Source organism: Frankia casuarinae, from assembly GCF_000013345.1.
Lineage (GTDB): Bacteria > Actinomycetota > Actinomycetes > Frankiales > Frankiaceae > Frankia > Frankia casuarinae.
In genome coordinates, this window is record NC_007777.1 from 2,150,862 (window position 1) to 2,172,583 (window position 21,722).

22 protein-coding genes are annotated in these 21,722 nt (G+C 70.7%); 7 read left to right on the forward strand and 15 right to left on the reverse strand.

Annotated elements, in window-relative coordinates; genetic code table 11:
- Nucleotides 1-296: 296 nt before the first annotated feature.
- From FRANCCI3_RS09140 to FRANCCI3_RS23335, 3 genes are read right to left on the reverse strand one after another with little or no spacing between them, the layout of a single operon-like run.
- A complete protein-coding gene (locus tag FRANCCI3_RS09140; protein ID WP_011436251.1) occupies nt 297-611 on the reverse strand; it encodes a 4a-hydroxytetrahydrobiopterin dehydratase in 315 nt (104 codons plus the stop codon).
- On the reverse strand, nt 611-1,162 hold the full coding sequence (locus FRANCCI3_RS09145; RefSeq protein ID WP_011436252.1) for a flavoprotein: 552 nt from the start codon (nt 1,160-1,162) through the stop codon (nt 611-613). Before FRANCCI3_RS09145 ends, FRANCCI3_RS09140 begins: the two co-directional genes overlap by 1 nt.
- Entirely contained in the window at nt 1,159-2,742 is a 1,584-nt protein-coding gene (locus tag FRANCCI3_RS23335) for a hypothetical protein (RefSeq protein ID WP_011436253.1), read from the reverse strand. Before FRANCCI3_RS23335 ends, FRANCCI3_RS09145 begins: the two co-directional genes overlap by 4 nt.
- Nucleotides 2,743-3,938: 1,196 nt before the next feature.
- Here FRANCCI3_RS23335 and fxlM point away from each other — a divergent pair.
- From fxlM to FRANCCI3_RS09180, 6 genes are all read left to right on the forward strand, one after another.
- Complete coding sequence (gene fxlM / locus FRANCCI3_RS09155; protein WP_011436255.1) at nt 3,939-5,171, forward strand: methyltransferase, FxLD system; 1,233 nt, start codon at nt 3,939-3,941, stop codon at nt 5,169-5,171.
- A gap of 127 nt (nt 5,172-5,298) precedes the next feature.
- Nucleotides 5,299-5,484, forward strand: coding sequence for an FxLD family lanthipeptide (locus FRANCCI3_RS09160; RefSeq protein WP_023842039.1), 186 nt, complete (start codon nt 5,299-5,301; stop codon nt 5,482-5,484).
- A gap of 82 nt (nt 5,485-5,566) precedes the next feature.
- Nucleotides 5,567-8,791 carry a lantibiotic dehydratase gene (locus FRANCCI3_RS09165; RefSeq protein WP_011436257.1) on the forward strand — a complete coding sequence of 1,075 codons (3,225 nt, stop codon included), beginning with the start codon at nt 5,567-5,569 and terminating at the stop codon, nt 8,789-8,791.
- Entirely contained in the window at nt 8,788-10,014 is a 1,227-nt protein-coding gene (locus FRANCCI3_RS09170) for a lanthionine synthetase C family protein (RefSeq protein ID WP_011436258.1), read from the forward strand. Before FRANCCI3_RS09165 ends, FRANCCI3_RS09170 begins: the two co-directional genes overlap by 4 nt.
- 8 nt (nt 10,015-10,022) lie before the next feature.
- The gene (locus FRANCCI3_RS09175; RefSeq protein WP_011436259.1) at nt 10,023-10,874 is read left to right on the forward strand and encodes a thiopeptide-type bacteriocin biosynthesis protein; all 852 of its coding nucleotides are present in this window, start codon (nt 10,023-10,025) and stop codon (nt 10,872-10,874) included.
- Nucleotides 10,871-12,046 (forward strand): hypothetical protein, encoded by a 1,176-nt coding sequence (locus FRANCCI3_RS09180; RefSeq protein WP_023842038.1) that lies wholly within the window; start codon nt 10,871-10,873, stop codon nt 12,044-12,046. The genes FRANCCI3_RS09175 and FRANCCI3_RS09180 overlap by 4 nt, the downstream gene beginning before the upstream one ends.
- Here FRANCCI3_RS09180 and FRANCCI3_RS09185 read toward each other — a convergent pair.
- From FRANCCI3_RS09185 to FRANCCI3_RS23340, 10 genes are all read right to left on the reverse strand, one after another.
- On the reverse strand, nt 12,000-12,854 hold the full coding sequence (locus FRANCCI3_RS09185) for an NAD(P)-dependent oxidoreductase (RefSeq protein ID WP_011436261.1): 855 nt from the start codon (nt 12,852-12,854) through the stop codon (nt 12,000-12,002). The genes FRANCCI3_RS09180 and FRANCCI3_RS09185 overlap by 47 nt on opposite strands.
- 15 nt (nt 12,855-12,869) lie before the next feature.
- Nucleotides 12,870-13,049 carry a hypothetical protein gene (locus FRANCCI3_RS09190; protein WP_131728935.1) on the reverse strand — a complete coding sequence of 60 codons (180 nt, stop codon included), beginning with the start codon at nt 13,047-13,049 and terminating at the stop codon, nt 12,870-12,872.
- Nucleotides 13,050-13,090: 41 nt separating this feature from the next.
- Entirely contained in the window at nt 13,091-13,405 is a 315-nt protein-coding gene (locus tag FRANCCI3_RS09195) for a 4a-hydroxytetrahydrobiopterin dehydratase (RefSeq protein ID WP_011436262.1), read from the reverse strand.
- A gap of 1 nt (nt 13,406) precedes the next feature.
- Nucleotides 13,407-14,861 (reverse strand): hypothetical protein, encoded by a 1,455-nt coding sequence (locus FRANCCI3_RS09200; protein ID WP_011436263.1) that lies wholly within the window; start codon nt 14,859-14,861, stop codon nt 13,407-13,409.
- A 133-nt stretch (nt 14,862-14,994) separates the two neighbouring features.
- Nucleotides 14,995-15,294, reverse strand: a complete 300-nt coding sequence (locus FRANCCI3_RS09205; protein WP_011436264.1) for a 4a-hydroxytetrahydrobiopterin dehydratase — start codon at nt 15,292-15,294, stop codon at nt 14,995-14,997.
- A complete protein-coding gene (locus tag FRANCCI3_RS09210) occupies nt 15,287-16,846 on the reverse strand; it encodes a hypothetical protein (RefSeq protein ID WP_011436265.1) in 1,560 nt (519 codons plus the stop codon). The genes FRANCCI3_RS09205 and FRANCCI3_RS09210 overlap by 8 nt, the downstream gene beginning before the upstream one ends.
- Before the next feature lie 401 nt (nt 16,847-17,247).
- The gene (locus FRANCCI3_RS09215) at nt 17,248-17,559 is read right to left on the reverse strand and encodes a hypothetical protein (RefSeq protein WP_011436266.1); all 312 of its coding nucleotides are present in this window, start codon (nt 17,557-17,559) and stop codon (nt 17,248-17,250) included.
- A 45-nt stretch (nt 17,560-17,604) separates the two neighbouring features.
- Nucleotides 17,605-17,892 carry a hypothetical protein gene (locus tag FRANCCI3_RS09220; protein ID WP_011436267.1) on the reverse strand — a complete coding sequence of 96 codons (288 nt, stop codon included), beginning with the start codon at nt 17,890-17,892 and terminating at the stop codon, nt 17,605-17,607.
- Nucleotides 17,889-18,269: a DUF6907 domain-containing protein gene (locus FRANCCI3_RS09225; RefSeq protein WP_011436268.1), complete on the reverse strand. Its 381-nt coding sequence runs from the start codon at nt 18,267-18,269 to the stop codon at nt 17,889-17,891. Before FRANCCI3_RS09225 ends, FRANCCI3_RS09220 begins: the two co-directional genes overlap by 4 nt.
- The gene (locus FRANCCI3_RS23340) at nt 18,266-18,970 is read right to left on the reverse strand and encodes an ATP-binding protein (protein ID WP_011436269.1); all 705 of its coding nucleotides are present in this window, start codon (nt 18,968-18,970) and stop codon (nt 18,266-18,268) included. Before FRANCCI3_RS23340 ends, FRANCCI3_RS09225 begins: the two co-directional genes overlap by 4 nt.
- Before the next feature lie 119 nt (nt 18,971-19,089).
- On the opposite strand from FRANCCI3_RS23340, the gene FRANCCI3_RS09235 reads away from it, so the two are divergent.
- Nucleotides 19,090-19,338 (forward strand): hypothetical protein, encoded by a 249-nt coding sequence (locus tag FRANCCI3_RS09235; protein ID WP_011436270.1) that lies wholly within the window; start codon nt 19,090-19,092, stop codon nt 19,336-19,338.
- A 76-nt stretch (nt 19,339-19,414) separates the two neighbouring features.
- Here FRANCCI3_RS09235 and FRANCCI3_RS09240 read toward each other — a convergent pair whose 3' ends face one another.
- Both FRANCCI3_RS09240 and FRANCCI3_RS09245 read right to left on the reverse strand, forming a co-directional pair.
- Nucleotides 19,415-20,653, reverse strand: coding sequence for a hypothetical protein (locus FRANCCI3_RS09240; protein ID WP_011436271.1), 1,239 nt, complete (start codon nt 20,651-20,653; stop codon nt 19,415-19,417).
- Nucleotides 20,650-21,453 (reverse strand): SAM-dependent methyltransferase, encoded by an 804-nt coding sequence (locus FRANCCI3_RS09245; protein ID WP_011436272.1) that lies wholly within the window; start codon nt 21,451-21,453, stop codon nt 20,650-20,652. Before FRANCCI3_RS09245 ends, FRANCCI3_RS09240 begins: the two co-directional genes overlap by 4 nt.
- Nucleotides 21,454-21,722: the final 269 nt, after the last annotated feature.

Sequence of the window (21,722 nt, forward strand, 5' to 3'; positions counted from 1 at the left end):
CGCGCACGGCGACCGGGCCAGCTGACCGCCGCCTTCCTGACGGTGAGCTGCCGCGCCGACGCTGAACGTCCCCAGCGTCCCAAGAGACCCACATGATGGTCATTCCCTGCGGAGCGAACATCTGATTCGTGCGGGTACAGGCCGCTGACCTGCCCGAAGACCTGCCGATGAGGCTTCATGTTCGGATCGATAGCGGCGAATCGTTCGTGTGCCTGTTGGGTATTGTGGCGCGCCACATGTGATCAACAACGTGTGCGCCCGGCGCGGACGTCCCCGCGCGTGCAGGTTGGAGGTTCTCAGCTGGGTTCGGCGCCGTGAGCTCGGGCGATGTCGTCGATGCGCCGAGCGAGATCGAAGTCGGCGTCGGTGATCCGGTGACCGGCATCGTGCGTGGTGATGCCGAAGCGGATGCTGTCCCAGCGTAGGTCGATGTCGGCGTGGTGACCGATCAGCCGCTCGATGTCCGCGACGTGCACGATTAGCGCGACCGCGCCGTGGTAGCGGATGCCGAAGGTTCTCGTGATCTCGTCGTCGACCCGTGACCAGCCGGGTAGCTCACGCAGTCGTCTCTCGATCTCGTCGTCGGACAGGGGCACGGGCGCAGCCGTCATCACGGGTCCTCCTGCGCGGAGATTTCGCTGGCGGGCCGGGCGGCGGGCAGCGAGTCCAGAACGGGACGCCAGGCGAAGGTGGTGGTGCCGTCGGGGGGACCGATCGCGTTGGTCGGCAGGACGGTGAACCCGTAGGCGGCCAGGTCGCGTAGGGCTCGGGCGAAGGCCGGGTGGGCGGCGAGGGTGGGTTTGACGTAGGGGGCGACGACGACGGGCAGACCGAGTCCGATCGCCTCGTTGACGACGCCCAGCGCTGAATTGTCGTTGATCCCGACGGCGCACTTGTTGATCGTGTTGAAGGTCGCGGGGACGACCGCCACGGCGTCCGCGGGCGGTAGGCGAGGCTCGTCTGGCTGCCGGGGTCGCGAGCGGATCGGGTGGCCGGTTAGCTCCTCCAGAAGGCGCACGTCCAGCCAGGTCGCGGCGGCCGGCGTCGGAATGAGGCAGACGGCCCACCCCTCGCCGCGGACGTGGCGGATCAGCTCGTTGATCTGCGCGGCGGGCGGGGCCGCGCAGACGACCAGATGCAGCACCGGTCGCCCAGCCGTCACGCCGCGACTCCGGCCTGCTCGGCGACGTCCCGCAGGACAGAGACGATGGAACCGCGGGCGCGGCTCAGCAGCGTCGCCAGCACCGCCCGAGCGGTCGGGTCGACCCGCAGCAGCTGTGGAGCTCGCCGGGCGACGTCGAGGATGTGCACGGCCGCGACGGCGTCCTCGCCCAGGCGGGCGTGCCCGTCGGCAAGATCTAGGTGCAATCGCGCACGCCTGCCCACCAGCGGGGGAGGCAGCAGACGCGTGTCGATCTGTTCGCCGACGGCGACCGCCTCCGTCGGATCGTCGAGCGTCAGGGCCGCGGTGAGGGTGTGGATCGCCACGTTCGTCGGCCCGAACGCCGACCACAACCGGTTGTCGTCCCGGCCCAGCGTGCCCGCCTGCTCGGCCGCGGCGGTGAGCCGGCGGCGGGCTTGCGCCCGCTCACCCTGACGGACCGAGGTCATCGCCGCGAGCAGGAGAAGGGCGCCCCGCGCGGAAACGATGTCGGGGTGGTCCTCGTCGCCTCGCCGCCGGTTCAGGGCGTCGAGTGCGCTGAGGGCGACCCGTTCGGCGTCGGCCAGCCGCCCTGTGTCGTGGAAGACGCAGGCGATCTGCCTGCGTGCGGTCGCCAGAAGCACTGGCGTGTCGGCGGCGAGCGCCGCGTGTTGACCACGGTCCGCGGCCAGCCACGCTAGATCGTGGTCGCCGGTCCTGGTCGCGAGCTTGGCGGCAGCGATGTACGCGACAGCCTGAGACCGCCGGACCGCGCGGTGGTCCACGCCCGCCGGCGAATCAGCGACCAGCGTGTCGATACCCCGCACCACCGCGGGAAGGAGCCGCGCCGCCCCAGCATAGTCGGCCCGCTGATACCGGTTGTGGCACTCCCGCCCCCGCGCCTCAAGGTCAGCAAAGGCACCCGCCGAGGTCACGCCAGGGTCAGCGGACCACTCCGCTGGAACCGTGACGGCCTCCCGCAGATCAGCAAGAAGATCGTCCCCGGCCGGTGCCCTACTGGTGTTTACCGACACGGCAGGCGCGGCCGGTTGTCGGGGTGTCACCGCGGCAACCCCCGAGATCGACACGGCGAGCAGGAACTGCTGCCGGTTCAATGCGGTCATCAGCGGCGCCTCGACGTCCACCGCCTTGGTGCGCGCAAGGGAACCGACAGCGCTCGCGGGCACGCCCTCCACGCGGATCGTGCTGATGAGGAGCAGGTCTGCTGGGGGCATCTGTTCGCGGTCATCGAGGTCGATCAGGTTGTGGATACTGGTGCCATAGACCTCGGCGAGCAGCGCGAGGAACTGCGGTGTGGGCCGGCGGCGGTTGTTCGGTTGCGGCCACAGCTCCCGTTCGCATAGCCCCGGCCCGGTCAACGGAGCGGCGCCGCCCGGGTCGAGGCCAACCCGGGCGGCATGAGCGTTGATGTGCCCAGCGGCCTGCGCCTGGGTCCAGCCGTGCGCGACCCGGTGGGCGGCGCGGGGACGGTAGCTATAACGGCGGGCGAACTCGGTCGCGATCTCGTCGTGGGACATGCCGACCGCGCGCATCCGCGCCCGCAGCTCTTCCTGCTCGACGCGCTGGCTGGTCTTGCCCATGCCGCTGTGCCCCTTCCCTGGCCGTGGACGGCAATCCGTTTCGGGCTTCGGTCACCGACCGCCATCGCAACCGTAGTCGTCGGCGCACGGCCAGAACAGAAGGGCTGAGCGGATCGAAGTCACGGCATCGTGCGGTCGTGCCGGTCGCGGCGCCCGCGAGGGCGGACTAGGCCACAGGCTGCTGGCTCCTCGGCACGATCTGGGCGACGAGCACGGTCGTGTCCTTGTGGGCTCCTCCGGAACGAATCGGCATGGTCGCTACGGACAAAGCGACGCGCGCGGCAGTGTTCTCGCAGGTCAGCGGCTCTGCGAAGGGGTGAACAGGATGTTCGTAGTGGAGGGAATGACTTGCGTCCCCGCGTCGGCGATCGTTGTCAGGCGTCGCCGTTTCTGGCCATGCGTCAGCGATGTGGCCTGTCGCTGGCTTTCCGTCATCCGATCTGGCCTGGGCTGGTTCCCACGGCGTCCGATCTGGCATCTTGTCGGCTCGCCCGCGAGCCGAACGGCGTGGGAGTCGGTCTCTCCGCTAGAAAGGGGCCAGATCGGATGACGGCCGGCGGGCTCGCACACGACACCGCACATGGCCCCGCCTCAGGTCAGTCACTCCCGGTGGGTCAGATCGACTGTCGCCTGGCAATCGTGGTGGGAGCGACTCCCTGGAGGAACACGGCGGTCACGCCCACACTGGTCAGCTCGGCCGGCGCGAGAGAGCGAGGGGCTGTGGAGGAGGTCTTCGGGTCGGTCCGCCTTGCTGGAAGGATCGTCCACGTTGACGACGGCCGCCTGAGGCGCGGCGGTCCGCATGAGTGGAGGACGCAGAGGGAACCCGCTGATGGACCCCGAGTACGAGCTGAATCTGCGCCTAGTCGACGCCGGCCCTCTGGCGAGTGGCGACGCCACCCAACACCAACGATGAGCGCGGCTCCGGTAACACGGGTCCGTCAGTTTACACGACGACCAGCGACTGACCGTTCTTCCGCAGGCCCCTGCATTCCTAAAGTCACAGAGCGCCCCTGCCGCCTGTGCCTGCGTGCTGCGCTGCGCTGCGCGTCGAGAACAGAACACGCACAGCCCGCCGGGCGGGTACTCCCCGAAGCGCGATGGGGGTGTCCCTCCCAGACCAATTCCGCAGCCAAAGGCGAATGCCCCGGGCATCCAGGCCACGGGCCGCTGTCCAATCCCGCAGTGAGGATTCGATGACCATTCAGCATGAGGAGAGTTCCACCGCGGCTGCTGTGTTGCGCGCGGCCATGGTTGACGAGCTGCGGGAACTCGGCGCGGTCCGTGACCCGAGGGTGGCGCGTGCGTTGGCCGTGGTGCCGCGGCATTTGTTCGCGCCGGGCGCAGATCTGGCAGCGGCGTACGCGGCTACAGGGACGGTCGTCCCGGTGCGCGACGCGGTGGGTCGGATGGTCAGTACGGTGTCGGCGCCGCACATCCAGGCGATGATGCTGGAGCAGGCGCGGGTGGCGCCGGGGATGCGGGTCCTTGAGGTCGGTTCGGCGGGCTACAACGCGGCGCTGCTCGCGGAGCTCGTCGGCGAGACAGGCGAGGTCACTACCGTCGACATTCTGCCCGGGGTTGCCGAGCGCGCCCGGCGTTGTCTGGACGCGGCGGGCTATGGCCGGGTGCGGGTGGTGCTGGCCGACGCCGAGGGTGGCGTGCCCGACCACGCGCCCTATGACCTGGTGCTGGTGACGACGGCGGTCCGTGACATTCCCTCCGCGTGGACGGACCAGCTCGCGCCCGGCGGCCGGCTGGTTGTGCCGCTGCGGCTGCGGGGCCAGACACGCTCGGTCGTGTTCGAGGCCGACGGCGGGCGGCTGGTTGGCCACGACGCCCAGGTCTGTAGTTTTGTCCCGCTCGCGGGTGCTGGGGCTTTCCCGGAGCAGGTGCTGGCGTTGGACGGGGACGATGTCGTGGTCCGGCTGGACGACGCGGCCCCGGTGGACGTGGACGAGGTCCGCCAAGCGCTGACCTGGCCGCGGGTGAAGACCTGGTCGGGTGTCCACAGCGGCGAAGAACCGTTCGATGACCTGCTGCTGTGGCTCGCGGTCGGCCTGGAGAACTCTGGTCTGCTGCTGGCCCGGCAGGCTGCGGTCACGCGGGGGACAGTCGCCCACGCGTGGAGCCTCGGCATGCCGGCGGTCGTAGGAAAAGGCAGTCTCGCCTACTTCTCGCTCAGTGCGAAGGTTCCCGGCCGTGTGTCCCGCGAGTTTGGCGTTCAGGCCCAGGGTCCCGCCGCCGAGCTGCTGACCTCCCAGTTCATCGAACGGATCCGCGCGTGGAAGGCCGATCGGCCGGCCCGTATCGAGGCATTCCCCGCGGGTACTCCGGACGCCGCGCTGCCCGCCGGCGGCGTGTTTCTCGATCGCCCTCATCGGCGTGTCGTCGTCTCCTGGCCGTCCGGCCCGGAGGTTCCCGTCTGAGTGCGGGAACCGTCGTGGCGCCTCACGGGAGGGCACACGCCCTCCCGGCTGGCGTGGCCATCCGGCCGTAGGCGCCAGCACGGCCACGGCGATGTCTCTATTCCCTATTCCTTCTCAAGGAGGTTCCGTGACCCCCCAGAACGCCCCCGCGCCGGTCGTCGATCCCGATTCCGCGCTTGACCTCGACGAGTTCGACCTCGACGTGACGGTGGTCGAGTCCGGCCAGCTCGTCGAGGAGCTGATTCGCATGACCGACGACGGCTGCGGCACGACCTGCCAGAGCGCCTGCCCGAACACCTGCCCTGGCGACTGAACCCGGCCGGAACATGACCTGAGCCCGGTCCGGCCGACAAGCTGCCTGGCCGGACCGGGCTCGCCGGACAGGAATGACGACCATGCCGACCATTCGCGACCCAGGCGGGTCCGCTGCACCACGCTCGGCGATCCCGCGAGCCACGCCGTCAGAGGTCCGCGACTCCGACTTGGCGAGCGGCCCGCAGGTCGCCGGGCTCGGCGCTCGGGCCAGCGACGCGCTGTACAGGGTGGCTGGCCCGGGTGTCGTTCGGGTGGCCGAACCGATGCCAGGTCTGGCCGCGCTGCCTTGGCCTGACCTTGGGGACGGGGGCGAGGAGACCGAGCGGTGGTGCCAGTGGCTGCGCGAGGCTTGGGCGTGTGCGCCGTTCGCCGCAGCCGTGCAGGCCGCGAGCCCAGTGCTCGCGCGCCGGATCGCCCAGGTGTGCGCGGGCGGCGATCTACCCGCACGGCAGGCACGTAGCGCCGTGCTGTCGCTCATGCGGTACCGGTTACGGCTGGTGAGCCGAGCTACACCGTTCGGCCTGTTCGCCGGGGTCGGCCCGGCCCGGCCCGGTACCGCGCTCACCGTGTATGAAGACCCGACGCACCATCGCATGCTGGCACGGGTGGACACGGCGTGGTTGTTCGATGTGCTTGACCAGCTCGAAGGCGTTCCGGGTGTTCTCGACGTCCTGCCCGTCCGCGCGAACGATCTCGCCTTCGTTCGTGATGGTCGGCTGGTACTGCCGTTCGAGGGCCCGCGAGCCGGGAGCGACGCCGAGGTGTCCACAGCCGAGACCTCGGTCCGATACACACAGGCTGTCGCGGCGGTGATGAAGGCTGCGGCCGGACCCGTTCTCGTCGGGACGTTGGCCGCCCAGCTCGGCACCGAGTTCCCGGCCGCGCCTGCGCGGGTGCTTCGAGGCATGCTCTCGACACTGGTCGAGCGGCGGTTCCTGCTGTCCGGGCTTCGGCCACCGTCCACCGAACTCGACCCGCTCGGCGCGGTCCTCGCGACGCTGCGGGCGATCGGTGCCGACCCGGTACCCGAGGCGGCCGATCTCGTGGACGCCCTGCGCCGCCGCTCTCGCGGGCTCGCCGACATCACGGAACCGTGGACGTCACAGCCGGCGACCCCAGACACCGCAGCCCCGACCTCAAGCCCCTCCGGGCGCCGGCCTCCCATCGCCCTCGACATGCGGGCCGGCGTCGGGCTGGAACTGCCTCGGCTGCTCCTCCGAGAGGTAGAAGCAGCCGTCGACCTGCTGGTCCGGCTCGCGCCGGCACCCCGGGGCAACGCCGCCTGGCGCGACTATCATGATCGATTTCTTGAGCGCTTTGGTGCCGGCGCGTTCGTGCCGGTCAACTCCCTGATCAATTGTGAAACCGGGCTCGGCCTGCCCGCCGGATACCGGGGAACCACACTCGGCCCGGCAACGGCCGGCCCGCTCTCGGACCGCGACGCGCTGCTGCTTGCCCTGGCGCAGACCGCGGCGGCCCGCCGAGACCGCGAAGTCACCCTTGATGCCGAGTCGCTCGCGCTGCTCCGCACGAGCGACGCGGTGGGCTGGACCTGCCAGCCCCACACGGAGCTGCGGTTTCGGCTGCACGCAGCAGACCGCCGCGCGGTGGAACGCGGCGCGTTCGACCTCGCTGTCGAGGGAGTCTCACGGGCCGCCGGGACAACTCTGGGCCGCTTCCTCGACCTCGCCAACGAGGCCGACCGCGAGGAGATGACCTCGGCACTTCGCGCGCTGCCGACCCGCCAGCCGGGGGCACTTCTCGTCCAGTTGTCGGGTGGCACGCTGTCGGCCACCGCTGCGAACGTCTCCCGCGCGCCGCGCATCCTGGACCATCTCATCGCGCTCGGCGAGTACCAGCCGCCGGACCGCGGGATGATCCCCGTGACGGACCTCGCCGTCACCGCAGACGGTTCGGGTCTGTGGCTGGTCTCGTTGTCCCTGGGCCGACCGGTGGAGCCGGTCGCGTTCCACGCCGTCGAACTCACCCGTCACGGACACCCCCTGCTCCGGTTCCTCAGCGAGATCGGCACTTCCCGCGCCGCCCCCTGCGCGCCGTTCTCCTGGGGCGCGGCCCGACGGCTGCCGTTCCTGCCACGCCTGCGCCACGGGCGGACGATCCTCGCCCCGGCCCGCTGGCTCCTGGCCCCGGCTGACCTGCCCGGACCGGACGCCACCTTCGCCCGGTGGAGCGACGACCTCGCGGCCTGGCGGGACCAATGGGGCGTTCCCGACCAGGTCTTCCTCGGCAGCGACGACCGCCGCCTCCTGCTCGATCTGACCGAGCCCGCCCACCTCCACCTGCTGCGCGCAGACTTGGGCCGCGCCACGCGGGCAACCCTGCGGGAAGCACCGCCGCCTGACGCAGCCGGATGGATCGGCGGGCGGACCCACGAGATCGTCCTCCCGCTCGCCGCACCTCCGACCCCGACGGCGGAGGTACCGCGCCCACGGCGCCCGGCGCGGATCGCGACCTCGGCGGACGCCCATCTACCCGGAGACGGCGCCTGGCTGTACGCCAAGCTCTACGCCCAGCCCGACCGTCAGGTCACCATCCTCACCGAACGCCTCGCCAGCCTGTGGGAACACTGGGACACCCCGCCGCTGTGGTGGTTCCAGCGATACCAGGACCCAGCCCCACATCTGCGGCTACGAATCCGCCTCATCGACCCTGACGGGTTCGGCGACGCGGCCCGGAGAGTGGGCCGCTGGGCGACCGCACTGCGCCAAGCCGGCCTACTGGACCAGCTCCAGTTCGACACCTACCTTCCAGAGACCGGCCGCTTCGGCGGCGCCTCGACGCTCGCCGCCACGGAGACGCTGTTCGCCGCGGACTCCACCGCCGCACTCGCCCAGCTCGCAGCCTCCGCCCGCGGTGCCACCCACCCCCATGCGCTGGTCGCCGTGAGCCTGCTCGACCTCGCCGCGGGCTGCCTACCCGGAGACGACGCCGCCCGCTGGCTCGTCGAGCAGCTACCACGCACGCAGGGACCGCCGATCGACCGCGCGCAGCACGACGCCGCCGTTCACCTCGCTGACCCGCGCGAAAGCCAGGCGACGATGCACACCCTGCCGGGCGGGAAGGAGATCCTCACCGCCTGGGCGCGCCGCCGGGCGAGGCTCGCCGACTATCAGACGGCGCTCACCTCGGCCGGCGACGGACTCACGACCCGCGGCCTCTTGCCGACGCTGATGCACCTCCACCAGTTCCGGATGACGGGGCCGTCCGTCCAGGCAGAGCGCGACTGCGCCCGCCTCACCCGCGCCGTTGCGCTCAGCGTTCTCCGCCGCCGGGAGATGGCATGAATCCAGGCACCGCGGAAGACACCGGCCGCGACACGCTCTCCAGCCGGGCACTGGCCGCCTCAGCGGCAATCGCGGACCAGCTCGCCGACCCCGCCGCCGTTCCCCGAGGCCCTGGCCGGCGGCGAGGCCAGTCCCTCGCGGGCGGTGCAGCCGGCATCGCGCTGCTCCACCTCGAACGAGCCCGCACCGGCCACGGCGACCCCGCCATCGCCAACGCCTGGCTACGGGCGGCAACCCGAGACCCAGCCAGCGCAGGGCCCAACGCCTCCCTCTACTTCGGCGCCCCCACCCTCGCCTTCGTACTCGACGCCGCAGGCCGCCCAGACCAGCTCACCCAAGCGGTCACCACACTCGACACCGCGACCATCGCGGTCACACAGCGACGACTTGCCGCGGCTGACGCCCGCCTCCGCGCGGGCCTCCGCCCGCCGCTCGCCGAATTCGACCTCATCCGCGGCCTCGCCGGCCTCGGCCGCTACCACCTACGCCGCCAGCACCCGATCATCACCGATGTCCTGACCCACCTCGTCCGTCTCACTCAGCCCCCTGCCAGCGGAGACGGACTACCCGGGTGGTGGACCGACCTCGACCCCAGCGGCGCATCCTCCCGTGACTACCCACACGGTCATGGAAATGCCGGAATGTCCCACGGCATCGCCGCCTGCCTCGCCCTGCTCGCACTAGCCAACAGCCGCGGCACCGAGGTCGACGGCCACCGGGAAGCGATCGAACGGATCTGCGCCTGGCTCGACGGGCACCAGCAGCCTGGCATCGCTGGCTGGCCGGGCATCGTCACCCCGACACCGGGCCATGACGTCAGGCAGCAGCGGTTGTCCTGGTGCTACGGCACCCCAGGGATTGCCCGTGCGTACCAACTCGCTGGACTCGCCACCAGTGACCCGAGGCGCTGCGAGAAGGCCGAAACCGCGTTGCACGCATGTCTCGACGACGCGGCTCGCCTCGAACTGACCACCGACATCGGCTTGTGCCACGGCCTGGCAGGGCTGGTCCACACGACATCCCGGGTCGCGGCCGACGCCACCACACCCGAACTCGCCCAGCTCCTGCCCACCCTCGTCGCCCGGCTGCTCGACCAATACCCCACCGCGCCGCACGACCCGGAGCTTCTCGATGGCTTGGCCGGGGTGGCGCTTGCCCTGCACACCGCGGCCCTCGGCTCCGCCCCCGTGACCGGGTGGGACGCCGCCTTGCTCCTCGCGTGAGAGAACCGATGATCCGCAACGACTCCGACCCCCGCCCGTGCATCGACGACGCACCTCAAAACGACGAAGACGGGTGTTCGCCGCGCCACCCCTGGCGGCAGGCCACCATGCACTTCGCCGACTACGCCCAGGCCGATGCCGCCGGCCGGGACCTCGGCGCCGCGCTGGTGGCCGCCGAAAATGATCATCTGCTGGATGCGTGGTGGTTCATCCGCAAGTCCCCCTGCTGGCGGCTCCGCTTCCAGCCGACCTCACCGGTAGACGACGCGGCAACCAAAGCGGTCCACGACCATCTCCATGCTCTGCGCGAGCGCGGCCGGATTGCCGGCTGGAGCGAAACCCTGTACGAACCGGAAACCTTCGCCTTCGGCGGCCCGCCCGCCATGCAGATCGCGCACCGGCTCTTCCACCAGGACAGCCGCCACCTGCTCACGACCGCGCCCCGCAGCCGCGCCCGCGCCCGAGCGCTGTCGATCCTGGCCTGCGTGAGCCTGATGCGCTCCGCCGGCCAGGACTGGTACGAACAAGGCGACATCTGGGCCCGGGTCGCCGAACACCGCCGCTGCCCACCCGACCTTGTCAGCGACAGCCGTTCCCTGGAGCCCAGCCTGACCCGCCTTCTGAGCGCACAGACGCCAGACACCAACGCCCTGGGCAAGGACGCGGATCTGGCTCACTGGATCGGTGCCTTCGGCGCCACCGGCCGTGACCTTGGCCGGCTCGCTCATGACGGCACACTCCAGCGCGGGCTACGCGCGGTCCTCGCGCACCACATCATCTTCCACTGGAACCGCGCAGGGCTATCCCACGACGCACAGGCAGTGCTCGCCCGCGCCGCAAGCACCGTGGTCCTCGGATGACCGCCAGCCCGACCACGCCGCCGCCCCTTCCCCAGACGGTGGCGAACTGGTTTCCCCTGGTACCCCGGCCGCGTCCACCGACCATCGACCGGCGACAGCGGCTCACCGAGATCGAACACCTCGCCCACTCCGCACCGGGAAACGCGCGCAGGACGACCAACGCTGCCGAGGCTCTCAACAAGGCCGCGCTCCTCGCGAGCGACTGCGGACTGCCCGACCTCGCCAAGGATCTCTGCTGGCGCCAGTTCCACGTCTTCGACAACGCCGGCCCCCAGCCCCCGGCCCTCGCGACAGCCGTACTGCAACCGCTGATCAATCTCGGCCGGCTGGAGCTCCGTGCCGATGACCCCGACCGGGCATACACGTTCTTCAACCAAATCCACCACGCGGTCCGCACCTCGACCGCCGTCGTTCTCGACGGCGTCACCGTCAACCCTGCGCGGTTGTTCGCCGACGACAACACGCTCCTCCGGGCACGCCGGTTTACCTGGACCGTCCTGCTCGGCGACGGGACACGGGCGTTGGCGCGCGCGGGCCGCTGGGACGACGCCGTTGCCCACCTCCACCGACACCACGGCATCGGACGACGGCTCCTCGACGGCCGCCAGACCCTCATACTCGCGAGCCACCTTGCAGGAGAATCCGAAGCCGCACGCACCGCGCTCGCCACCAGTGTCACTCCGACACCCTGGGAACGAGCGGTCGCCGCCGTTCTCGGAATCCTCTGCCGACACGGCAGCGAGCCGCAGGCGATCGGAGCGGCGCTCGATGACCTCCGCGCCAGCAGCCGTGACCCGACCCACCCTGTATTCCAGAACCGGCTTGGCCTAACGCTCCTAGACCTCGCCACCGACGCCACCGACCAGAAGTGGATTGCGTCCGCGATCCTCGCCGGCCTCCGCGACGGACACGACGGGCGGTGCGCGGCTGATGCCCTCGCCCACCCCCGGCTACAACAGCACCTTTCCCCCGCCCATCGGGTCGACCTAGTCGAGCGAGTCAAGACCGCTGGAATCCAGCGACCTCCCCCGACCACCTTCCGTGACGCGATGACGACAGCCACGCTGGCCGCGGAACGCGGACTCCGCGACGCGCTCGCCGGGCCATTGGAAGGCGGCCGGTTGATTACCCGCCGTCCTGACCAGAGTGCAGCTCGCGGAGAAGCAGGTTGAGCGGGGCGTGCTCGATGTCTTTATGCTCGTACCAGGTGCGGAGGAGTTCTTCCGCTCCGCGGAGCATCGCGTCCGGCAGTCCGACGGTCCGGTAGCTCTCGGCCGCTTGGGCGAGTTCGGGTCCCCACCGCCAAGCGCGGGCCGCGACAGTGGCGAAGAAGTCTGGTTCGGCGAGCGCCGGTCGGCTTCGTCTGCGGGCCTCGTCGGTGAGCGCTTGCTGGACGCCGTATTCGGCGGCCAGTGCGTGCGCGAGCGCGGCGAGAACCCGCGACGTCTTCGCGAACGACGAGTGGGCGATCTTCAAGGCGGACGCTGCGCCCACCTGGCCGTCGAACACGATGACCTGCACGGTTGATCCGGTGAACAGCCCGGAGATCTCGCCGGCGTGGCGGGCATCCCCGGCCAGGTACATGCGTGTGGTGTCCTGCCGTGTCGGGACCGGGCCGATGAGGCAAGCATCAACGATGGTGCCGCCCGCAGCGGTCATGAGCCGCTCGATGGCGCGCATACGTTCCGGGTTGACGGCATTGGCGTCTACGTACAGACCCGTAAACCCCGCCGCGGCCACCGCCCGTGCCACGTCAAGCGCGGCCTCCGGTGGACACAACGACATCAGGATCTCGGTGCTGTCGCAGAGGTCGTCCAGGCGGCTGACGGGCAGCAGGCCGGCATCCTGGGCCCGTTGCAACGTCTGCGGGCTTCGTCCCGTGGGGCAGTACAGCACCTCGTGCCCTGCGGTCCGCAAGATCTCGCCGATCCGCGCGCCCATGCTCCCCGGGTGTAGCAGCCCAATCCGGCGGGGCGTCACGAGACCTGGTCTCCTTCATAGCCGGCGGCCGAGGGATTTGCTGCCGTAGGCCGGGACCGCACCACCATCTCTGATCTGATCGCGCAGCCCGACGGCGAGTGCCTGCCCTCGGTAGGCCGGCCGGTCGAGAATGGTCAGCACCTGGGTGAGGCGTCTCGCACTCTCGACGCGCCGGACCGACAACATTTCGATCACGATACGGACCGCGGACATCGAGGGGACAATGCGCCGTCAAGTCAGAGCGGTTCGGCATTGTGGGCCTGGGCGATGGCCTCGATGCGCCGTGCGAGATCGAAGTCGGCGGTGGTGATCTGATGCCCGGCGTCGTGGGTGGTGATCCCGAAGCGGATGCTATCCCAGCGCAGGTCGATGTCCGCATGGTGGCCGATCAGCCGCTCGACGTCGGCAACGTGCACGATCAGGGCGACTCCACCGTGGTAACGGACGCGGAACGACTTGGTGATCTCCTGGCCAGCACGGGCCCAGCCGGATAGCTCGCGCAGCTGCGCCTCGATCTCGTCGTCGGCCAGGGGCACGGGAGCGTCCGCCACGTCAGGTCTCCTTCTCCGGGGCGAAGATCTCATCGATGTCGCGGCCGACGGCCGCGCCTTTCAAGGGTTGCGCCGCTTGTCGTAGGCCGGCGAGCTCGCGGCGAATCCGCACGGACCCAGTTTCCACCGCCAGGGCCGCCGCAAGTCGCCCGGCATCGACCGCGCGCCCGACGTCGCCGCTCTGGACGCACGCGGTGGCCTGCCGGGCGAGAAAAACACCGCGGTCTCGCCGGGCGTTGGCAGGCGTCGTGTCGAGGATCTGCCGCCACAGGCCGGCAGCGGCCGTAACCAGGCCCAAGCGTCCGTAGCAGGTGGCGCGTTGCACCTCCAGGTAGGCCGACGTGCGACGGCATGCGTTGCCCCACGGCAGGCCGTCGTCGCATCTCTCGACGAGCGGAGCCGCCTGGTCCAGGGCGGAGTCGACGGTGGCGCGGTCTCCGACGAGTGACGCGCCGTGGGCCTGCTGCTGGAGCGCCAGGACCCGCATCTTCGGGCTGAGTCGACCGGCGTCGGCCAGGACCGCGCCACACAGGTCGAGCGCGCCGAGCCCGTCAGCAAGATCTGTGCGGACTGATGCGTGGTTGAGCAGCGCGTAGGCGACGAGCTGCGGGTCCCGGGAGCGTTGTGCGACCTCCAAAGCGACGCCCCGCCAGACGGACGAAGTTTCAAGGTCACCGGCATCCTGATGGAGCCAGCCGATCAGCGAGGCATAGGCCGCGCTGGAGCGCAGGAGGGCCAGCCGCGTCTCCCCGCGTGCGGTCGCCACCAGGTTGCTGATGAGCGTGTGCTGAACGGTGACGGTACTGATCAGCTCGCGGGGACCGAGCATCACGTCCGCTCGGTAGTGGCCCTCCAGCTGCTGGCCGAAGTAGTCGACGAGCGCCGGGTCGACGTGCCGCGGGGCGGTTCTCCCGAACGTGAGCGCGGTAGCCGTCGCGGTGACGAAGTCGCGTCGGTCGATGTGGGCCGGAGAGCCTGGCTGGACGAGCCCCCGGGCGGAAGGAGCAGCCCGGGGCGCAGGCAGAATGCGGCCAGCGGCAGGCTCGATGCGATCAACGCGGCTGATCAAGAGGGTGTCGGCGGGAGTGAAGTGTTCGCGGTCGTCGAGGTCGATGAGGTTGTGGATGTTGGTGCCGTAGACCTCGGCGAGCAGCGCGAGGAGCTGGGGGGTGGGCCGGCGGCGGTTGTTGGGGAGCGGCCAGTTCTCCAGCTCGGACAGGCGGGGGCCGTCCATCGGGGCGGCGCCACGGGGGTCGAGGCCGACCTGGGCGGCGTGGCTGTTGATGTGTCCGGCGGCTTGTACTTGGGACCAGCCGTGCGCGTGGCGGTGCGCGGCGCGGGGGCGGTAGCCGTAGCGGCGGGCGAACTCGACGGCGATTTCGTCGTGGGACATGCCGGCCGCGCGCATCCGCGCCCGCAGCTCGTCCTGTTCCGCCCGCCGGCTGGACCTACTCACTCCAACGCCCCGCTATCTTCTCCACCAGTGTGTCGGCGGCTTTGAACGTACGAAAAGGATTCGTGCACGCCGCGGCGAATCGCCGTCACAGCCTACCTCCTTTCGCGGCGTTGAACGAATACCCGGTTCTATTTTATCGTGCGCCATGCGCTGACGCGATTTCCTGAATGCGCCTGGCGAGCTCGATGTCGTGTTCGGCGACGTAGCCGCCGATGTCGCTGGAGCTGATCGACACATGCACGGTCTTGTATCCGAGTGTCGCGTCGGAGTGGTGGCCGAACTCGTCCTGGATCGCGGCGATGTGCACGATGAACGCGGCGCCCTGGATGTGGGGTATCGAGTAGAGCCGTTCGATCCGCCGGCCGTCGGTCGTCCATCCGTCCAGGGTCTTGAGGTGTTCGTCGATCATGTCTCGGGTCAGCGCCTCAGCCATGCTCTCTCCCGGTCTCGTCGGTGGTGAAGGGTGTGAGCACGTCGGCGAGCTCCTGGCCGAGGGGGTGCGCGCGCCACGGAGCCATCGCCGCCGCGACCGCGGCCAGTTCTCGCCGGGCCCGCGCGGAGCCGGTCTCCACCGCGAGCGCGCTGGCCTGGCGCGTGAGGTCTACCGCCCGCTCTGGTTCTCCCTGCCGCGCGGCGGCGACCGCGTGGCGCGCTGACCAGACCCCGACGTCCCGGCGGGCAGAGGCCGGGGCAGCGGGGATGATCTGCTGCCAGAGGCGGTCAGCGTCGTCGGCGAGACCCAGCCGTCCATAGCAGGTTGCACGCTGCACTTCGACGTAGCCGTCGGTGCGGCGGCAGGCCGTGCCGTATTCCTCGACCTCGACGTGCTCCACGAGCCGGCCGGCCTGATCGAGGAGGAGATCAACCTGGCGACGGTCACCGCGCAGCGACGCGCCGTGTGCCTGCTGCTGCAAGGCGAACACCTGGACTTCGGGTGCCAGCTGCCGGGCGTCACCCAGCGCGGCCTGGCACAGGTCGATCACGGCCGCCGCGTTTCCCAGGTCGGTGAAGGCCATCGCCCGATCGACCAGCGCGCAGGCGACGGCGTCGCGTTCCCCGCAGCGGTGGGCCAGTTCCAAGGCCGCGTCGTGGCAGCGCATCGCGGCGACCGCGTCTCCCGCGTCGAGCCACAGCCAGGCCGCGAACGCGGCGAACGAGGAGCCGACCTTCGCCAGGCCCCGGCGGGTCGACCCGTCCGCGGCATCCAGCAGTTGCGTGATGACCTCGTATTGGGAGGCGACCGTGCCGATCAGGGCGCCGGCGCCGAGCAGCATGTCCGCGTGGTAGTGGCCCTGGAGCTGGCCGTCGAAGTAGGAGATGAGCGCCGGGTCGACGTGGCGGGCGCGGCCGGCGCCGGCCAGACCCGCCACTACTGCTGATCCCGCGAGAAGAGTGAACCCGCGGCGGCCGAGAGCGTCCACCCACTCCATGCTTCCAGCAGGCCCGTCGAGACGCAGCCCCCTGGCCGCACCATGACCGCGTCCCGACTGGACGCACGGGGCCGTGGGGCTGAAACACGGGGCCGCGGGCAGTGCAAGGTTCACCGGTGATCCCGTCGGCGGCGTTGGCCGAGCGTCCTGGCGTGTGGTGGTGATGACCAGCATGTCTGCTGGGGGCATGTGTTCGCGGTCGTCGAGGTCGATGAGGTTGTGGATGTTGGTGCCGTAGACCTCGGCGAGCAGCGCGAGGAGCTGGGGGGTGGGCCGGCGGCGGTTGTTGGGGAGCGGCCAGTTCTCCAGCTCGGACAGGCGGGGGCCGTCCATCGGGGCGGCGCCACGGGGGTCGAGGCCGACCTGGGCGGCGTGGCTGTTGATGTGTCCGGCGGCTTGTACTTGGGACCAGCCGTGCGCGTGGCGGTGCGCGGCGCGGGGGCGGTAGCCGTAGCGGCGGGCGAACTCGACGGCGATTTCGTCGTGGGACATGCCGGCCGCGCGCATCCGCGCCCGCAGCTCGTCCTGTTCCGCCCGCCGGCTGGACCTACTCATGCTTTCTCCGCGGACCTGTCCGGTCCCCGAGCACGTCCTCCGCCGGCATTTCGGGGCAAACAGGTGCCGCGCCGCCTGCTCGGCCTCCACCGTCGCGGTCGGTGCTGTCGGTTGCCGAGGTGAGCACCAGGCTTCTCCTCCGCTCGGCCGGCGGGTGACGGTCTGTCAACCCTACGACGTCGTGGATCTATCCGGCGTCGATGGATCAGTAGGGGCACGGCGCGCACAGCACGAAGATCAAGCCGGGCGCGGCGCTCCACCAGGATGCCCGGCGTCATGAGCGGAGACATTCCCCTCGTCGCGAACCTTTTCTTCGGCTGCTATGAAGCCGCTGATCTGCGGAAACGACGTGCGGCAGTGCGATTTGTTCGGCGCCACACGGGCCAAGAGTTCGCGGACCTCTATCGAGCCGGCCGGGTGCTTGTGGCAACCGACTCGTGGGGGCTGGCACCGCAACAGCGCACATAGATGATCATGGCGGCGATGTCGACGCGGGTACGGGCCTCGTCCAAGCCCAGGCCGAGCCGTGCGGCCCGGTCATAGTCGTCCAAGGCCGAGCACAGGTCGGCCCAGTCGGGGTCCGTCGGGTCGAGCGGTGGGGTGAAGGTGGCGAGCAGACTCGCCAGTTTTTCGGGGGGCAGGAGTTCGCGCATACGCGCGAGCAGAACGATGGGACGGAGCGCGGGCGGGACTGTGTGTCGGTGAGATCGCATGGAGGTGGCTTCGTTGTTGGCGGTCCGGGTCGGCGTGGAGCCGCCTCACCGCCGGCCGCGACGGAATCGCGGCCGGGACCCGGACCGGGGAGGGGAAAACGAGGAGAAGCTGCCGACCATCTGTCCATCGGTGCTGATGAGGGCCACGTAGCCGTCGAAGCGCAGTCCCCAGGCGACGACGTGGATATCGCCGTAGGAGGGTTCGGCGACGATCGCGAACAGACGGGGCGCCAGGACGTGCACGAGCGCACTGAGCAAACCCACGTCGGCCTGACCCGGCAGGTCGGCGTCGACGATGGCGGGGCTGTCGGTGTGGGGATAGTCGACGGTCACGGTTGTTCTCCGGCCGGTGGTCTGGGTACCGCCCCTTGTTTCGAGGGCGGGTGTGCTGGAGCGTCGCGGGCCGCGGTGACGGCCCGGCTGAGGGCGGTGGCGAGAGCGTCGGCTTCGTCGAGGGTGAGGGCCTCGCTGTCGGGGTCGTCGTCCCCGACAGCGAGGGAGATCAGGGGGTCGTAGATGGTCGTGGAGGTCACGTACTGTTCGATGGCCACCTGGACGGCGGTGCCCTCGCGTATCCCGGCGATCTCTGGCAGGTCGATCACGATGAACGCGGAGATGTGGTAGTCGCCGGGGCCTGCCGGCTCTACCTGGAGGTGGCCGGTTGGCTGGTCGCACCACGGTGGGCAGGCGGCGTCCACAGGCTCGCTCACGGGGTCGTCACCTGTTCGCCGTCGCGTGGGTCGCCCGAGTTTGTGATCGTCGTCCAGTCGTCGCCCAGGTTGCGCAGGGCGTCGAGGACGCGTTGCAGCAGCGCGTGGTCGAAGATGTCCGCATCCGGTCCGCCGTCGCTGGTGGGGGGCGGCGGGTCACGGCGCGGCAGATCCTCGGCCGGCTTGTCCGGAAGGTGCTGGATGGGTGGCAGGTCGTGGGCGAGCGCCGCCCAGACGATCTTTCCTTTGGTGCGGTAGCCGTCGGGGGTGCGGACGCGGACTGGGTAGTAGCCGAGATCGCGGGCGAGCGCGGCGACGAGAGGCAGACCCCTGCCGTTTTCGGCGTCGGGCCCGGCGGTCCGGCGGGTTGGGCGGCCTGGGCCGCCATCCCACACCTCCACGATCAGGTCGCGGTGGCTGTAGGTCAGGCGCATCCCGATCCGGGACCTGGTGTCCTGCTCACCGTGGGGACGGCGTGCCTCGTGGGAGGCGGCGTAGGCGTTGGTGATCAATTCTGATGTCACGCAGGTCGCGGAGTCGATCAGGCTGTCGAGGCCCCAGCGGCGCAGCTGTGCCGCGACATCGTGGCGGGCGGGTCTGACGGACTGTGGGCGGGCCGGGTAGTGCCGGATGTACTGCGGCAGCGGCTCGGCAGGCTGCTCAGGCGTGGTGGACGGGGTTATGGCGAGCACGGTGGTCATACGGATTCTCCTGACACGGAGGCGGAAAGCGGCCCTCGCGCTGACGCTGCGGGTGCGGCCGGGGGTGTAGGGCCACTGCCAGCCGCCCTGGACGCGACAGGCTGGGCCGGAGAGACCACGTGATCCCCGGCCGTGTCGGCGGGAGCGGTCGGGCGGTCGGGCGGGGAATCCGGGGCACGGGCAGGGGCGGTGTCGGCGACCAGCGTCAGGTTCTGGTCTGCGAGCAGGACCAGGTCGCACGGCCATGGCCGCCCGCAGCCCGCGCAGACGGCGCCGTGACGGACGTGGGTATCGAGCAGGCGGACCGCGGCGCCTCGAAGCCGCTCGAAGTCACGATCGAGCGGGTCGTGACCCTCGTTGTGCGGTGACCGGCTCACCGGGGCGCGGTGCAGCGTCGTGACCATGAAGGTTCGCCTTCCGTGGGCGGGGTCCGCGACGGTGCATTCAGCGCCGCGCGGTCGTCGTGGCCCTCTCGACGTCGTCGTCGTCCGCCGGGCGGCCGGCGAGCGCGGCCAGGGTGGCGTTCAGCGCGGGCAGAGCGCCTCGCCGGCGCAGCTCACCGGTGAGGGTCTTGACGTCGGCCAGCGCCGGCAGCGGACGAGCCGCCAGCTGGCCGATGGCCGGGTCGAGGGGCAGCGCGGCGGGCAGTGTCAGGGCGGCGACGACCGTGTCGTAGACGGTGGCCGCCCAGGTCGTCATCACGAGGGTCAGCCAGCCGTTCCACTCGGCGCCATGGGCGGCCACCCGGCCAGCAAGGTACGCCTCGATACCCTCGACGAAGTCCGACCGCACCGTCGGTGGGCTGTCGAGGGCCAGCAGATGCAGGTGGCCAAGCAGGGTTCCGATGTCCGCGGGCTCTCCCCCCGGCCCCAGGTCAGGGGACACCAGCACCGGGCGGGACGAGGTTTCCGGGTACAGCACGTGGCGTGGTGTGAGCCCGCCGAACGCGATCCCGGTTCGGGTGACCAGCAACGGATCGAGCTGGGCGGCCAGCCGCGTGAGCCGTAGGGACAGGGTTCCCAGCAGCGCGCCCAGCTCGCCGGTCCCGGCTGGCTGCGCGGGAGCTGAATGAAGGTGATTCACCGAGTGGGCCAATGCCTGGGCGAGAATCCGAGGGTGCGTTCGCAGGGTCGTCGGCGCGGCCACCTGCCGCAGCTGCTCCGGTGGGTCGCGGTGCAGTTCACCCAGGTCGTCCATGAGCGTCGTCAGCAGGTGCGTGAGGGCCGCCGGGCGGTCCTGGAGCCTGCTGGTCAGGCTGGCGCCGGTCACCCACGGGGCGAACATCACCCCGCGTACCGTGGCGATCGGGCCGGCGACCCGCAGACCGCTGTAGGCGACGAGGGCGGTGAGCTGTTCGGCTTCCCGGGCGGTCGCGTCCTCCTGGGCCGTCGCGTCCGCGTCGCCCGCCTCGTCGCTCAGCACGGCGGCGAGGTCGCCGCAGTCGCCGAGCACCACGCCAGTGAGCGGTGTGCCCGCGGGGCGCAGCGTCGCGCACAGCGTCTCGGGACCGACGTGCACCTGGCGCAGGATCGCGCTGCCAGCCGTGAGCGTCGGTCCGAACGTCGTCTCGGTCCGCGGCCACAGCGCGGCGGTCGCGGCGGCGATCCGTCCCTCGGCGTGCTCCACCAGCCGGCGGACGTCGGCCGCAGGCCAGCAGGTCGAGCAGCCCGGCGGCGGGCTCATCGGATACGACCGACGCCGGCGTAGACCGGCAGCCGTCCGGCGGCCGTCGTCGCCCGGCGCTGCCGGTCGTCCTCCCAGCCCGGGAGCAGGACCACGCCGGGCTCGACCAGCTCGGTGCCGTCGAAGAACCCCGTCACCTGGTCCCGGTCGCGCAGCTGGAACGGCGCGGTCGTGCGCCGGTACACCTCGGCCGCGTCCGCGACGTCCCTGCCCTGCCCGTCGCCGGTGGCGTGGGTCAAGACCAGGTAACTGCCCGCCGGAAGGGCGTCGCGCAGAGAGGCGACCAGCCGTTGCGGGTCGGTGTCGTCGGGGAAGAAGTGCAGGATCGCCACGAGCAGGAGCCCGACCGGCTGGGACAGGTCCAGCAGGCCGGTGATCTCCGGGTGGGTCAGGATCTCCTCGGGCCGGGCCAAGTCGGCTTCCACCGCCAGCGCCTTTGGATTGGACGCGAGCAGGATCTGGCTGTGCGCGACCGCGACGGGGTCGTGGTCCACGTAGGCGACGCAGGCGTCCGGCGTGACCTGTTGGGCGACCTCGTGGACGTTGCCCATCGTCGGCATGCCGGAGCCAATGTCGAGGAACTGGCGAAGGCCGACCTCGCCGGCGAGAAAGCGGACTGCTTCACCGAGGAACAGACGGTTGACCCGGGTGGTGTCTCGGATCTGCGGCCACGTCTCGATGACCCGCGCCGCGGCTTCCCGATCGGCGGGGAAGTTGTGTGCCCCGCCGAGGAAGTAGTCGTAGACCCTGGCCACGTTCGGGCCCTCGGGCGCCGTTGGGGCGAACGTCTCCGGCTCCATCAGGACCGCCCCCGCGACGATCGTCCTGCTCCGACGAGGGCGCCCCTCGGCGATCGGCGCGGCCGTCCCGGTCTGTCGTCCGGTCCGGGGCTGGCCCCGAGACGGGGGTTACAGGGCGTCGCGCAGTCGATCCTCATCATGGGGGCGGCCCTCACTGACCGTAGGCATAGGGGAACCGTTACACCATCGTCCTGACGGCGACGGCCGGTCATTCCTGCGGCGACGAAGAAGCTGTTCGTCGAATCGAACCCCTGTTGACCTGGAGAAAC

Bases quoted from the DNA above. Each gene is read 5' to 3' on its own strand.
- FRANCCI3_RS09140 (WP_011436251.1), bottom strand. From the start codon at position 611: ATGACGGCTGCGCCCGTGCCCCTGTCCGACGACGAGATCGAGAGACGA.
- FRANCCI3_RS23335 (WP_011436253.1), bottom strand. From the start codon at position 2,742: ATGGGCAAGACCAGCCAGCGCGTCGAGCAGGAAGAGCTGCGGGCGCGG.
- fxlM (WP_011436255.1), top strand. From the start codon at position 3,939: ATGACCATTCAGCATGAGGAGAGTTCCACCGCGGCTGCTGTGTTGCGC.
- FRANCCI3_RS09165 (WP_011436257.1), top strand. From the start codon at position 5,567: ATGCCGACCATTCGCGACCCAGGCGGGTCCGCTGCACCACGCTCGGCG.
- FRANCCI3_RS09170 (WP_011436258.1), top strand. From the start codon at position 8,788: ATGAATCCAGGCACCGCGGAAGACACCGGCCGCGACACGCTCTCCAGC.
- FRANCCI3_RS09175 (WP_011436259.1), top strand. From the start codon at position 10,023: ATGATCCGCAACGACTCCGACCCCCGCCCGTGCATCGACGACGCACCT.
- FRANCCI3_RS09180 (WP_023842038.1), top strand. From the start codon at position 10,871: ATGACCGCCAGCCCGACCACGCCGCCGCCCCTTCCCCAGACGGTGGCG.
- FRANCCI3_RS09205 (WP_011436264.1), bottom strand. From the start codon at position 15,294: ATGGCTGAGGCGCTGACCCGAGACATGATCGACGAACACCTCAAGACC.
- FRANCCI3_RS09210 (WP_011436265.1), bottom strand. From the start codon at position 16,846: ATGAGTAGGTCCAGCCGGCGGGCGGAACAGGACGAGCTGCGGGCGCGG.
- FRANCCI3_RS09215 (WP_011436266.1), bottom strand. From the start codon at position 17,559: ATGCGATCTCACCGACACACAGTCCCGCCCGCGCTCCGTCCCATCGTT.
- FRANCCI3_RS23340 (WP_011436269.1), bottom strand. From the start codon at position 18,970: ATGACCACCGTGCTCGCCATAACCCCGTCCACCACGCCTGAGCAGCCT.
- FRANCCI3_RS09240 (WP_011436271.1), bottom strand. From the start codon at position 20,653: ATGAGCCCGCCGCCGGGCTGCTCGACCTGCTGGCCTGCGGCCGACGTC.
- FRANCCI3_RS09245 (WP_011436272.1), bottom strand. From the start codon at position 21,453: ATGGAGCCGGAGACGTTCGCCCCAACGGCGCCCGAGGGCCCGAACGTG.